The 12,995-nt window shown below is 77.3% G+C and carries 8 protein-coding genes; 2 read left to right on the forward strand and 6 right to left on the reverse strand.

Translation table 11 applies throughout. The annotated features are described in order from the left end of the window. Positions 1-251: 251 nt before the first annotated feature. Positions 252-752 (reverse strand): DUF2505 domain-containing protein, encoded by a 501-nt coding sequence (locus GJV82_RS05470; RefSeq protein WP_024839414.1) that lies wholly within the window; start codon positions 750-752, stop codon positions 252-254. Between the two features lie 144 nt (positions 753-896). Between GJV82_RS05470 and GJV82_RS05475 the strand changes: the two genes are divergently transcribed. Then, positions 897-2,378, forward strand: coding sequence for a sensor histidine kinase (locus tag GJV82_RS05475; protein ID WP_024839413.1), 1,482 nt, complete (start codon positions 897-899; stop codon positions 2,376-2,378). 269 nt (positions 2,379-2,647) lie between these two features. Here GJV82_RS05475 and GJV82_RS05480 read toward each other — a convergent pair whose 3' ends face one another. Beyond that, entirely contained in the window at positions 2,648-2,896 is a 249-nt protein-coding gene (locus GJV82_RS05480; RefSeq protein ID WP_021481972.1) for a WhiB family transcriptional regulator, read from the reverse strand. Between the two features lie 236 nt (positions 2,897-3,132). Between GJV82_RS05480 and GJV82_RS05485 the strand changes: the two genes are divergently transcribed. Further along, a complete protein-coding gene (locus GJV82_RS05485) occupies positions 3,133-3,588 on the forward strand; it encodes a hypothetical protein (RefSeq protein ID WP_155098518.1) in 456 nt (151 codons plus the stop codon). 49 nt (positions 3,589-3,637) lie between these two features. Here the strand turns inward: GJV82_RS05485 and GJV82_RS20670 are convergent, their stop codons facing one another. The 4 genes from GJV82_RS20670 to GJV82_RS05505 form a co-directional block, all read right to left on the reverse strand. Next, on the reverse strand, positions 3,638-8,464 hold the full coding sequence (locus GJV82_RS20670; protein WP_155098519.1) for an FtsK/SpoIIIE domain-containing protein: 4,827 nt from the start codon (positions 8,462-8,464) through the stop codon (positions 3,638-3,640). A 118-nt stretch (positions 8,465-8,582) separates the two neighbouring features. Beyond that, on the reverse strand, positions 8,583-11,117 hold the full coding sequence (locus GJV82_RS05495; protein ID WP_225873124.1) for an ABC transporter permease: 2,535 nt from the start codon (positions 11,115-11,117) through the stop codon (positions 8,583-8,585). 23 nt (positions 11,118-11,140) lie between these two features. Beyond that, positions 11,141-11,950 carry an ABC transporter ATP-binding protein gene (locus GJV82_RS05500; protein ID WP_318657313.1) on the reverse strand — a complete coding sequence of 270 codons (810 nt, stop codon included), beginning with the start codon at positions 11,948-11,950 and terminating at the stop codon, positions 11,141-11,143. A gap of 296 nt (positions 11,951-12,246) precedes the next feature. Beyond that, on the reverse strand, positions 12,247-12,978 hold the full coding sequence (locus GJV82_RS05505; RefSeq protein WP_115943021.1) for a response regulator: 732 nt from the start codon (positions 12,976-12,978) through the stop codon (positions 12,247-12,249). Between the last annotated feature and the right edge of the window lie 17 nt (positions 12,979-12,995).

Here is a 12,995-nt window from a genome sequence, read left to right on the forward strand (position 1 = left end):
GTGACTCCCTTGTCGGTGGGGCGGGGTCGTGGCAGCGCTCCCACTCCTAAGTGGTAGCGCTTCCACACAACGGCCCGATGGTGCGTTCCCCGGGGAATCCGTGTCAAGCCGCAGGCCGTGAGGGGCGTGGTGTGGTCGCGCTCCCACTCGGACGTTTCCGCAGGTCAGTGCGACGCGGGTCCCTACCGGCCGGTCGGTGTCCGGGGAAATCGTTACCGGTTCGAGACCGCCCCCGGAGCGTGGCTACCGGGTCAGCGCGCGAGCCACTCGCGCCCGGCGGACTCCTCGGCCGCGAGCGCGGTGCGCACCGCCTCGGCGGCGGCCTGCTCGATCGCGCTGCCGAACAACGGCACCGACGCCTTGACGTCGCCGTCGTAGCGCTGGACGGTCCCGTCGCCGTCGGGGGAGAGCGTCACGGTGCCCGTGAGGCGCACCGGGGCGCCGGTGATCTCGAGCGAGACCGTGCCGGCCCGCTCGCCGTCGCGCTCGGGCTCGTACGCCTCGGCCTGGCGGATCTCGAGCTGCCCGCCCACGAACGAGCGCACGTGCGCCGGGATCTGGTCCGTCGGCAGGGTGCGGCGCACCGTCACCGTGAAGCCCTCGACCGGCCCGCCCGTGACGTCGACCTGCTCGACGTGCGCGCCGGACCCGCCCGACCGGGCCGCGCGCCACCGGACGAACTCCTCGTCCGCGAGCATCGCGCCGACGGCGGGGACGGGGGCGGGATAGCGGAGCTCGACGCTCAGGTGCACGGGACCTCCTCGGGCCCTCGCCGACCCTCACGGGGCCGGGCGACGGGTCGGTCGACGGTTCGGGCGACGGTTCGGGCGACCGCGTGCGGGCGCTGATGGGGACTCTACCGGTCCGACCCCTCTACGCTGGGGTCCGTGTCTGCCATGAGTGATCTCATCTCCCGCCACGCCGACCTCAGCCCGGCGGACAACGAGTGGTTGCACCTGCTCGTGGGGGACTGGCAGGTGATCTCCGACCTCGCGTTCGCCGACCTCGTGCTGTGGCTCCCCACGACGGACGGCAACTTCGTCGCCGTCTCGCAGTGTCGCCCGTCGACCGGTGCGACCGTGCACTACGACGACATCGTCGGGTCGCTCGCGCCCGAGGGTCAGCGCCCCCAGCTCGAGCGCGCCCTCACCGAGGCGCGCTCGCAGCGCTCGCGCGAGCCGCGCTGGTTCGGCGCGTACGCGGTCCGTGAGGAGGCCATCCCCGTCGTGCACGACGGGCGGGCGATCGCGGTCGTCGCGCGGCAGACGAACCTCGGCAGCGGGCGCACGCCCAGCCGGCTCGAGCTCAACTACGTCGAGGCCGCGGACGACCTCATCGCGATGATCTCGCGTGGCGAGTTCCCGTTCCCCAACGCCGCGACGGGCCCGCGGCGCGGCGCCCCGCGCGTCGGCGACGGCCTCATCCGGCTCAACTCCGAGGGCGAGGTCCTCTACGCGAGCCCGAACGCGCTGAGCTGCTTCCACCGGCTCGGCGTCATCGGCCCGCTCGTCGGGCGCTCGCTCGCCGAGGTCACCGCGGACCTCATCGAGCACCAGACGCCGGTCGACGAGTCCCTCCCGCTCGTGGTCATGGGCCGCGCGCCGTGGCGCACCGAGATCGAGGCGCAGCGCGTCGCGCTCTCGCTGCGCGCGCTCCCGCTCACGGAGTCGGGCCAGCGCATCGGCGCGGTGCTGCTGTGCCGCGACGTGTCGGAGCTGCGTCGCCGCGAGCGCGAGCTCATCACCAAGGACGCGACGATCCGCGAGATCCACCACCGCGTGAAGAACAACCTGCAGACCGTCGCCGCGCTCCTGCGGCTCCAGGCCCGCCGCATGGACGTGCCCGAGGCGCGCGCCGCGCTCGAGGAGGCCATGCGACGCGTCGCGACGATCGCGCTCGTCCACGAGAGCCTGTCGCAGACGCTCGACGAGGAGGTCGAGTTCGACGACATGGTGGGGCGCGCCCTGCGCCTCGCCGCCGACGTCGCGTCCGCCGACACGAGCGTCCGCACCGTCCGCACCGGCAGCTTCGGCCTCGTCCCCGCCGAGGACGCGACCCCGCTCGCGCTCATCCTCACCGAGCTCGTCACGAACGCCGTCGAGCACGGGCTCGCCAAGCAGGACGCGGGGACGGTCGAGGTCGCGGTCGAGCGCGACGGGTCCGCGCTGCGCGTCGTGGTCGCGGACGACGGCGTGGGCATGCCCGACGGCGACGTCGCCCGGGCGGGCAAGGCGGCCAAGAGCGGCCTCGGGACGCAGATCGTGCGGACGCTCGTGACGAACGAGCTCGGCGGGACGATCGAGTGGTCGCCGCGGCCGGGCGGCGGCACGCAGGTCGTGCTCTCCCTCGTCCTGCGCGACGCGAACCGGCAGGGCTGACGGCCGTCCTGCGGGACGTGAGCCGGCGGGGCTGACGGCGAAGGATGCGCGCGTCGGGGGACGGCGCTGCTGCACGTCGGCGCGGATGACGTGCCGGCCGGTCGCGCCGGCCGGGCTGTCGTGCCGTCGGGGCTGCGGTGCACGTCGGCCGCAGACGCGCCGTCGCGTGGGCGGTGGTGCCGGGCCGCCGGCCGGGTGCGGGAACGACGACGGGCCGCCACCCGCGAGGGTGACGGCCCGTGGTCGACGTTCTCGACGCGGGGTGGGGCTCAGCCGGCGCGGCGCGCGCGGGCGGTGCGCCGCTTGAGCGCGCGGCGCTCGTCCTCGGACAGGCCTCCCCAGACGCCGGCGTCCTGGCCGGACTCGATGGCCCACTTCAGGCACGTGTCGACCACGTCGCAGCGGCGGCACACGGCCTTCGCCTCCTCGATCTGCAGGAGCGCGGGCCCCGTGTTGCCGATCGGGAAGAAGAGCTCGGGGTCTTCGTCGAGGCAGGCTGCGCGGTGGCGCCAGTCCATGATCGTCGTCTCCTTGGCAGAGGGGAGCCTGGTCGCGAGGTGATGACTCGTCGCGGGGCAGCCCGGCATGGGTCTGCCCGGACCAAGGCTCGAGGCGGGGGTGATTGATGCTTGAACCAGGTTCACACCTCGTGAAGCACAGCACAAGAGGTGACGAGAAAGTTTCCGCCGCATGAATCGTGAGGTCTTCGTCACACGGGTGTGAAGCCGCAGGTCGGCGCGTACGCTGGGTTCTCGTGCCCTCCCGCGACCGTTCCGCAGCATCGCCCGCACCGCGCCCGACGCCGCCCCCCGGCGGCCCCTCGTCGCGGCCGGCCGCGCTCACGGCGCTCGTGGCGGGCGTCGGCGTCGAGATCGTCGCCCTCGTGGTGGGTGCCCTCGTCATCCTCGTCGAGCTCGTCCGTGGCGGGTCGCAGTCCGCGGGCGTGAGCGGGTTCCTCGTGGTCTTCGCGCTCGGTGTCGCGGCCGTGCTCGCCGCGAGCGTGCGCGGCCTGCTGCGGGGCCAGCGCTGGGCGCGCTCCCCGGTCGCGACCTGGCAGATCCTCCAGGGCGTCGTCGCCGTCTCGTCCCTGCAGGTCGGGGTGACGCCGTGGGTCGTCGCGGCCCTCGTGCTCGCGCTCGCGGTGCTCGTCCTGCTCATGCTGCGCCCCGTGGTCGAGGCGACGACGCGGGACGCGCGACCGGCTTCCTGAGCCGCCGCGACACCTGAGCCCGACCGCTGCCGGGGTGCCGCCCCCGGCGTCACGGGACCGCGACCTGGACGGGCGCGAGACGCGCGCCGTCGACGAGCACGCCGCGGCCCGGACGTGGGCGCCCCGGCTCGGCGAGCCAGGCGAGGGAGTGCCCGAACACCTCGGAGCTGCCGCGCTCGCCCGGGGCCAGCACGACGCCGGTCCGGGCGCCCCGCAGGTCGGCGAGCGGCCCACGCAGCGCCGTCGCGGCGCTCGCGGTGGTCGCCGTCGCGACGAGCACGATCCCGTCCCGGGCCAGCGTCGCGAGACGGTCGGCCTCGAGGACGCACAGCTGGGCGAGCACGTCCAGGTCGTCGACCGCGACCACGCCGGGCGCAGCGCCGCCGCCGGTCGGGCCGTGAGTCGGGTCGCCGCCGCCGGACGGGGCGTGTGTCGGGTCGCCGGAAGGTCTGCGGGGCGGGTGGACGGGCGGGCCGGAGGCAGCGACGGCGTCGAGCAGCGCGGCGACCTCCGACGGGGTGAACCGCCGCGCCGTCGGCGTGCCGCGCGGCGCGAGCGCGGCGACCGCGCCGTCACGGGCGACGACGCCCCGCAGCGCACCGGCGCGCGCGACCTGCTGGACCACGAGCCGCAGCGCGCTCGTGCGACCGCTGCCCGGCGGGCCGACCACGAGCGCTCCGCGCGACACGTCGAGCGACAGGGTGCGGGCGTCGTCCCCGCCGAGCCCGACCAGCACCCGCAATCCTTCCGCGCTCGCGGGGCCCGCGCGGCGGTCGTCGGGAGGGCCTGCGCCCGGGCCGGGTCCCACGCTCGACCCCGGCTGCGGCGGCCGGGCGGGGTCCAGGTGCAGGTGCGGGTCGGAGCGGTCGAGGTCGGACGCGTCGACGCGGTCGGGGAGCCGCGCGAGGCGCATCACGCCCGGCCACCCGCCGGTGACGCGTACCGTGCCCGGCTCTTCGCCGCTCTCACGCACCTGCGCACGGAGGTGCGCTCGCCCGCCGGGTCGCGCGTCGGCGTCGGCGTCGGGGGTCGGGCGCACGGGCGGGTCCGTCTCCGGGCCCGGTTCGGCGGCCCGCGGCAGCGCGACCTGGCACAGCAGCGGGTCGTCCGGCCCGAGCCAGACCGCGCGGCCGGCAGGACCCCCCTGCCCGGCGAGCGCGCTCGGGACGCCGAGCGACACGTCGTCGTGGCGGTCGCGCGACGCGAGGACCACGCGCACGCCGACGTGGGCCGCGAGCCCGCCGACCGTCGGCCCGCTCCCCGCCAGCGCGACCGCGGTGGTGCCCTCGGCGAGGACGTCGGCGAGCAGGTCGGCGCCCGCGCCACCGGCCACGTCCGCGAGCGCGGCCCGGACCGCCTCGACGTCGTCGACGACGAGGAGCCTCCGCGCCCCGGTGCCGGCAGGGCCGGACGATTGCCCGTCGTGGTGAGCGGTGGCGCCTGGCGGCTGCCCGCGGTCGGGACCGGCGAGGCCGGGCGGCCGTCCCTGGGCGTCGTCGTGACCAACGAGGCCGGGCGGCCGTCCCTGGGCGTCGTCGTGACCGGCGAGGAGCCGCAGGAGCCGGACGAGCCGGCGCACGTCGCCGCGGCCCACGACCGTGCCCGTCCCGGGGTGTGACGAGAGGTCGGCGAACGCCCCGACGGCGTGGACCGCCCATCCGCGCTCGAGCGCCGCCCACGCCGCGGTACGCAGCGCGCTCGTGCGGCCCGACCGGGCGCGGCCGAGCACCGCGAGGTGCCCGTCGGTCGGGTCCCACCGGAGCACCGCGCGGCGTTGCTGCGCGGGCACGTCGCCGAGCGCGAGAGGCAGCCCCGCAGGGTCGCTCGCGCCGGACCTGTCAGCACCGTCCTGCCCGACGGCGGAACCGCTCGGCCCGACCTCGGCGCGCTCGAGCTCGTCCGCACCGACGTGCGTCGGCAGTGGAGGGAGCCAGGGTGGCGGCGGCGTGCGCGCGCCGCGGCGCGCGGCGACCTCGCGCGCCGCGTCCACGAGACGTGCGAGCGCATCGCCAGCCGTCGCGTCGCCCGCCGTCGCGTCGCCCGACGGAGGGCCGGCCGACCGGTCACCCACGGTCAGGTCTCCCGACGGGACCGCGCGGCGACCGGTCGGACCGCCGCCCGACAGGCTCGGCGTCGCGCTGCGGGGGACGTGCCACGGCGGTGCGAGCCGCGCCCCGGGCGCCGCGGCGGGCGTCTCGCCGCTCGCGCGGGCGCACTGCACGGCGAGGGGAGGCTCCGCGCCGCGGCGCAGGACGAGGCGCCCGGGCGCCCACGCCGGGACGAGTGCGGCGTGCGGACACTCGACGACGTCCCGGGAGTCGGCGACGTCGACCACCCGCAGGGCGAGTCGCAGCGTGATGTTGGCGCGCACGTCCGCGCTCACGGCTCCTGCCGGCCGCTGCGTCGCGAGCACGAGGTGCACCCCGAGCGCGCGCCCCTGAGCGGCGACGCGCAGCAGACCGGGGAGGAGCTCGGGCAGGTCGTCGGCGAGCGCGCGGAACTCGTCGACGACCACGACGAGCCGGGGCAGCCGACCGCGCGGCAGGTCGTCGACGCTCGTCGCCCCGGCCGCCGTGAGGACGCGCTCGCGGCGGTGGAGCTCGGCGCGCAGACCGTCGAGCGCGCGGCGGGCCAGGCCGGGGTCGAGGTCGGTCACCTGGCCCACGACGTGCGGGAGGCGGCCGCACGCCCCGAAGCTCGTGCCGCCCTTGAAGTCGACGAGCGCGAACGTCACCTCGTCGGGGGAGCGCCCGAGCGCGAGCCCCAGGACGAGGGTCTGCAGCAGCTCCGACTTCCCGGCGCCCGTCGTCCCGGCGACGAGCACGTGCGGGCCGTCCTCGACGAGGTCGACCGTCACGGCTTGTCCGTCCGCGTCGACGCCGAGGACGGTGCGGAGGCCGCGCCGGTCGCGGCGCGGCGCGTCGTCCCAGCGCGCGCCGACCCATCCCGCGAGGTCGTGGCGCGCCCGGGGCGCGCCGAGCAGGTGGCCGAGCGCGACGTCGGGCGGCAACGACGGGGCGGTCGGGTCCGCGGGGTCGGCCCCGCCCGACGGCGTCCCGCCCAGGCGGCCGAGGTGGGCCGCGGCGGCGAGGCGGCGCGCGAGCGCCTCGGCCCACGCCGTGCCCGCCGCGACGTGCTCGCGCTCTGTCCGGGCGCCGTCGGGGCCGACGAGGACCGCGGCAGCGCCGGTGACGTCCAGCACGGTCCGACACCACGCGGGGACGTGCGCGGCGTCCTCGACGACGAGGAGGACGTCCGTCCCCGCGGCGCGCAGTCGCTCCCACGCGGTCGCGAGCTCGCCGGGCGGCGCGTGCCCGTCGACGACGAGGACCCCGGGTGCGCGGGACGGTGCCGTCCCGTCGGCGACCGGGACCCGGGGCGCGTCGGACGGTGCGGGGCTCGCGACGGCGCTCGCCGCCCGCGCGACGGCGGTCGCGGGGCTCCCCGGCACGACGTCGGCGAGGTCGGCGACGGCCGACGCACCGGGCAGCCACCGGCACCACGCCCAGTCCGCCGCGGCGGGTGGCGGGTGCCGCACGGTGAGCGCGGCGCCCGCGGCCAGGTGCTCGGCCAGCACGGCGCGCGCGGCGCCGAGCGCCCGCGGCCGGGGCCCGACGACCGCGAGGCACCCGTCCGGGAGGCGGGGAGGTACCGGGCCGGCCGGTGCGTCGCCACCGGCCGGGTCTCCGGCCACCGGCCCGACCGCGCCCACGCCCGACGGCCCACCGGCCGAGCCGCCGGGAGCCCTCCCGGTGGAACGGCCGGGGTCCCGGCGGGGCCCGAGCGCACCACCCACGGCGGGTGCGAGCCGCGCGACGGCGGCCCACGTCAGCACGTCGGCGGGCCGGGGAAGCAGCGGGTCGAGGTGCGCCGCCACTGGTGCGTCGGCGACCCCGGGACGTGCGCCCCCGCCGGGCTCGGCCACGACGAGGGCGCCCTGGCGAGCGGCGGCGCGGCGCCGTCGCGCCTCGACCAGCGCGGGCACCACGAGCGCGAGCGGCCCGACCAGCGCGAGCAGCGCGTACAGCGGCTGACGGAAGGCTGCCGCGAGGGCGAGCGACGCGGCGACCGGCGCGAGCGCGGTCGTGAGGTGCGCGGCGCCCGGACGGCCCGGGCTCGTGCCGCCGGTCGTCGGCAGGGCCGGTCCGGTGCGCGGTCCGTGCGCGAGCCCGGGGCGCGGGCGCAGGGCGTAGACGCCGCGCGGGGCGACGAGCGCGTGACCCGGGCGCCACGCCGTCGTGCGCCACCGCGGGACCACGCGGCCCGCCCGGACGGAGCGCGCGAGGAGCGTCCCGGCGTCGTCGGGGACACGACGCGTGCCCCGCGGCGCCCGGACGCGGACCCGGGTCCCGCGGCGACGGGCGCGCCAGCGGACGTCGAGTCCGTCGAGCGCGACGCGGCCGCGCGCGCTCGTCAGCGCGACGACGCGCCCGGCGTCCGCGCCGCCCACGACCGCGAGGTGCAGCGGGGCGGCGAGGACCTCGTCGGCGCGTGCGGGGTCGTCGGCGCCGTGCGCCCCCGCCGCTCCCGGCTCCGCGCCGGACGACCGCCGGCCGACGCCGGACGGCTCCCGGGCGGTCGACGGCCCACCCCGGACGGCGAGCGTCGCGCCGGGGAGCAGGGGGCGGGTGCCGCACCGCTGGTCGTCGTCGACGGCGACGCCGTCCACCACCAGAGGCGCCGTGCGGAGCTCGGGACGGCACGCGAGGCGCGCGAGCGCGGCGCGCGCGTCGCCCAGGCGGGCACCGGCGTCGAGCAGGACGTCGGTGCCGGGGTGGACGGTCACGCGCAGCGCGCCGGGCGCAGCGACCGGCGTGACGGAGGGCGGCGGTCCGGCGGGGTGGGCGGACGCGGCGGGTGGCAGGACGAGCGGCACCGCGCGATCGTGCCCGGCGTACGCCGCCCCGCTCCACGCACGAGCGCGCCCCTGTGGACGGGTGATCCGTCCACAGGGGCGCGCGTCGAGAGTGGGCCGGTGGTGTCCCGTCGTCCGGTCAGTCCACGGCGAGCGCCGCGACCGGCGAGGTGCGGGCCGCCGTCCGGCCCGGCACGACCGACGCCACGAGCCCCGCGACGAGCGCCACGACGAGCACGAGGGCCACGTCCCGCCACGGCACCGCGAGCGACACGTCGCCCATGATGCTCAGCGCGGTCGCCGCGCCGGCCCAGCCGTACAGCACCCCGAGCGCGATCCCGAGGACGGCGCCGACGCCCGCGATGAGCATGCCCTCGATCGCGAGCATCCACCGCAGCTGCGCCCGGCTCAGGCCGATCGCGCGCAGCGTCGCGGACTCGCGCCGCCGCTCGATGACCGACAGCGACAGCGTGTTCGCCACGCCGATGAGCGCGATGACGACCGCGACCGCGAGGAGCCCGACGATGACGCCGAGGATCGTGTCGATCACGCTCTCCATGAGCGCGCGCTCGACGGCCGCGCCCGCGACCTCGACCGGGACGTCCACGTCGACGATCGCGTCCTGGATGGCCGGGACGGCCTGCGTCGGGTCGGCCGACTCGTCGAGACCGACCCACAGGCGCGACGTGACCGCACCCGGGTCGAGCGCCCGCGCGTCGTCCGTCGCGAGGAGCCACGACCACCCGACCGCCCCGGTCCGCGCCACGACGTCGAGCGTCGCGCCGTCCGGCCCCGTGAGCTCGAGCCGCTCGCCGTCGGCGATGCCCCACGACTCGGCCTCCTGCTCGGACAGCATGAGCGTGCCCTCGGCCAGGGGCGCGAGCGACTCAGGAGTGCGGACGACCTCGCGCGCCTGCTCGGGGTCGACGCCGTGGACCGTGAGCTGGGTGCCGTCCGGCAGCGTCGCCTCCGCCGCGACGAGCTCGACGACGCGCGCGACGCCCTCGCTCCCGGAGACGGCACGCACGGCCTCGCCCGGGACGGCCTCGCCCGAGGACCCGTAGAGGTCGGTCGCGACGAGGACGTCCACCGGGTACTGCTCGTCGAGCGCGGTGTCGAGCGACGTGCGGGCGCTCGCGGCACCGGTCGACATCATCGCGACGAGCGTCACGCCGATGAGCAGCGCGGTGCTCGTCGCGGTCGTGCGCCGCGGGTTGCGCAGCGTGTTCGCGGTGGCGAGGCGCGCCGTCGACCCGGTGCCCGCGAGCAGGCGGCCGACGAGGGACACGACGCCGGGGAGCCAGAACACGGCACCGACGAGCACGCCGACGAACGACAGGGCGCCGCCCGCGACGCCGGCGAGCAGACCGATCTCGGGGTTCCCGGTGGTGCCGAGCCAGATGCCTCCGCCGAGGACGGCCAGGCCGGCGACCGTCAGCAGGCTCGCGACGACGAGGCGCGCGCGGCCGCCGCCACGGGCGAGGCTCGGCGCGTCGGCCGGGCGCAGCGCCTCGAGCGGGGCGACGCGCGTCGCGGCGCGGGCCGGGGCGAACGACGCCACGACGGTCACGACCGTGCCGACGAGCAGCGGGACGAGCACGACGACGGGGGTCACGGCGATGGTCGCCGGGATCGGGACGCCCAGGTCCGCGCCGCGGGCCACGAGGAGCGCGACCTGCGTGAGCAGAGCACCGAGCAGGATGCCGCCCACCGAGGACACGACGCCGAGGATCGTCGCCTCGGTCAGCACGGAGCGCGCGAGCTGCGACCGGTTCGCGCCCACGGCGCGCAGGAGGGCGAGCGTGCGCGTGCGCTGCGCGACGAGCACCTGGAACGTGTTCGTGATGACGAGCGCGGCGACGAGCAGGGCCACCGCGGCGAAGCCGAGGATCACGTAGGTGAAGACGTCCTGGTCGCCGGTCATCTTGCGCGCCTGCTCCTGCGCGTGCTCGTCCGGGGTCACGGCCTTGGCCTCGTCCGGGGACGCGGCCACGAGCGCGGCGCGCACGGTCTCGAGGTCCGTGCCGGGCGCGAGGCCGACCATGGCCGCCGAGTAGGTGCGTGCGGGCTCGTCGGGCATCGACTGCGCGGCCTCCCACGCGGCGACGTCCTCGGCCGTCACGACGACGGCGCCGCCCATCTGGGCGTACGCGCCGTACGGGTCGGCGGTCGTGCCGACGACGCTCAGCTCGTCGCGGACCTCCTCGTACGCGCCGCCGTCGGGCGCGGAGCCGTCCCACACGTTGCGCGAGCTCGTGACGGCGTCGCCGATCCCGACGCCCAGGCGCTCGGCCACGGCCTCCGGGAGCGCGACCTGCCCGGTCGCGGTCGGCATCGAGCCCTCGACGACCTCGAGGGCCTGGAAGCGGGGGTCGGACGGCGCGGGGACGCCGAGCTGGAACACGCGCTTCGAGCCGTGGGACAGGTCGAGGTAGGTGAACTGCACCGCGTCGACCGCGTCCACGCCCGGGACGGAGCGCAGGGCGTCGACGTCGTCGGCGGTCAGGTCGGCCGGCGCGGACACGACGAGGTCCGCGCTCGCGAACTGCGCCGCGATGGAGTCGTTCGTGGTCCGGGTCATGACGTCGCCCGCGATGAGCGTCGCCGTGACGAACGCCGTCCCGATGACGATCGCGACGCCGGCCGCGACGAGGCGGCCGATGCTGCGGCGCATCTGCGCCAGGGTGAGGCGGAGCATCAGGCGCGCACCGCCTGCGGCACGTCGGCGCCGGGAGCCTCCAGCGTGCGCAGGGCGTCGAGCCCCGCGAGCACCGACTCGGGCGTCGGGTCGGTGATGTCGCCCGCGATCCGCCCGTCGGCGATGAGCACGACGCGGTCCGCGTACGCCGCGGCCGTCGGGTCGTGCGTGACCATGATGATGGTGCGGCCGAGCTCGCGGACCGAGCGGCGCAGGAAGCTCAGCACCTCGGCGCCCGACCGCGAGTCGAGGTTGCCGGTGGGCTCGTCCGCGAACACGACCTCGGGCCCGGCGATGAGGGCGCGCGCGATCGCGACGCGCTGCTGCTGCCCGCCGGACAGCTCGCTCGGGCGGTGGGCGAGGCGCGCCTCGAGGCCCAGCGTGCGCACGAGCGTGTCGAGCCACGCGCGGTCGACCTTGCCGCCCGCGAGCTCGACGGGGAGCGTGATGTTCTGCTCGGCCGTGAACATGGGCAGGAGGTTGAACGACTGGAACACGAAGCCCACGCGGTCGCGGCGCAGCTGCGTGAGCGCGTTGTCGTTCAGGCCGGTGACCTCGGTGTCGCCGATGAAGGCGTGGCCGCTCGTCGCCGTGTCGAGGCCCGCGAGCAGGTGCATGAGCGTCGACTTGCCCGAGCCGGACGGGCCCATGATGGCCGTGAAGTGACCGCGCTCGAAGTCGACGTCGACGCCGTCGAGCGCGTGGACCGCCGCCTCGCCCTTGCCGTAGGTCTTGCGCAGCGAGCGGGCCCGCACCGCGGGCGGGCCGGCGGGGGCCGGGTCGGTGGGTCGGTACACGGTGGTGTCCACGTCGTCTCCTGGGGCGTCGTCGTCGGTCGTGCGGCGCGCCCGACCTGCGGTCGAGGGCGTGCGCCGGGATCGTGGACGACGCTACGGAGCGGGGGCGGTCCGCCGCGTCCGGCGACGGTCGGGTCCTGCGCGCGGGGCGGGTCATCCCGTGGTCGTAGACGCGTCCCGCGCCGGGCGGACGGCGCCCCACCCAGGGCGGACGCGCGGACGGCGCCCCTCCTGGCGGCGGACGCGCGGACGCCCCGCGGGTCGCGGTGACCGGCGGGGCGTCGGGGGGTCGCGGAGGCGCGCTCGGATCAGCCGCCGGGGCGCACGAGCCCCGTCTCGTACGCGGTGACGACCGCCTGGACGCGGTCGCGCGCGCCGAGCTTGGCGAGGATGCGCCCGACGTGCGTCTTGACCGTCGCCTCCGCGACGAAGAGGTCGCTCGCGATCTCGGTGTTGGAGCGACCGCGCGCCATGAGCACGAGCACCTCGCGCTCGCGCTCGGTGAGGCCCTCCACGGCCGCGTGCGCGGGCGAGTCCTCGACCTGCTCGGCGGGCAGTGCCGTGACGAGGTGCTCGAGCAGGCGGCGCGTCGACGACGGCGCGATCACCGCGTCCCCGCGGTGCACCGTGCGGATCGCGGCGAGCATCTCCTCGGGCGGGGCGTCCTTGAGCAGGAAGCCGCTCGCGCCGGAGCGGATGGCCTCGAGCACGTACTCGTCGAGGTCGAACGTGGTGAGGACGATGACCTTGGGCGCGTGGCCGCCGTCGGCCGCCGCCGCGGTGAGCCGCGCGGTCGTCTGCAGCCCGTCGAGGTGGGGCATGCGCACGTCCATGAGCACGACGTCGACGGGGTGGTCGGCGAGCAGGCGCAGCGCCTGCAGCCCGTCCCCGGCCTCGACCGCGACGGTGAGGTCCGGCTGCGAGTCGATGACCATGCGGAAGCCCGCGCGCACGAGCTGCTGGTCGTCGACGAGCGCGATGCGCACGGGGTCGTGGGTCTCCGGGGCGTACGCCCCGTCGGGGAGGACGGCGTCGGTCATGGTGTCCTGTCGGTCGG

Origin of the sequence: Cellulosimicrobium composti (genome assembly GCF_009711085.1) — a bacterium.
Taxonomy (GTDB): Bacteria; Actinomycetota; Actinomycetes; order Actinomycetales; family Cellulomonadaceae; genus Cellulosimicrobium; species Cellulosimicrobium composti.

Excerpts from the sequence above, each read along its gene's own strand:
- GJV82_RS05480 (WP_021481972.1), bottom strand. The coding sequence starts at position 2,896 with ATGGACTGGCGCCACCGCGCAGCCTGCCTCGACGAAGACCCCGAGCTC.
- GJV82_RS05475 (WP_024839413.1), top strand. The coding sequence starts at position 897 with ATGAGTGATCTCATCTCCCGCCACGCCGACCTCAGCCCGGCGGACAAC.
- GJV82_RS05495 (WP_225873124.1), bottom strand. The coding sequence starts at position 11,117 with ATGCGCCGCAGCATCGGCCGCCTCGTCGCGGCCGGCGTCGCGATCGTC.
- GJV82_RS05505 (WP_115943021.1), bottom strand. The coding sequence starts at position 12,978 with ATGACCGACGCCGTCCTCCCCGACGGGGCGTACGCCCCGGAGACCCAC.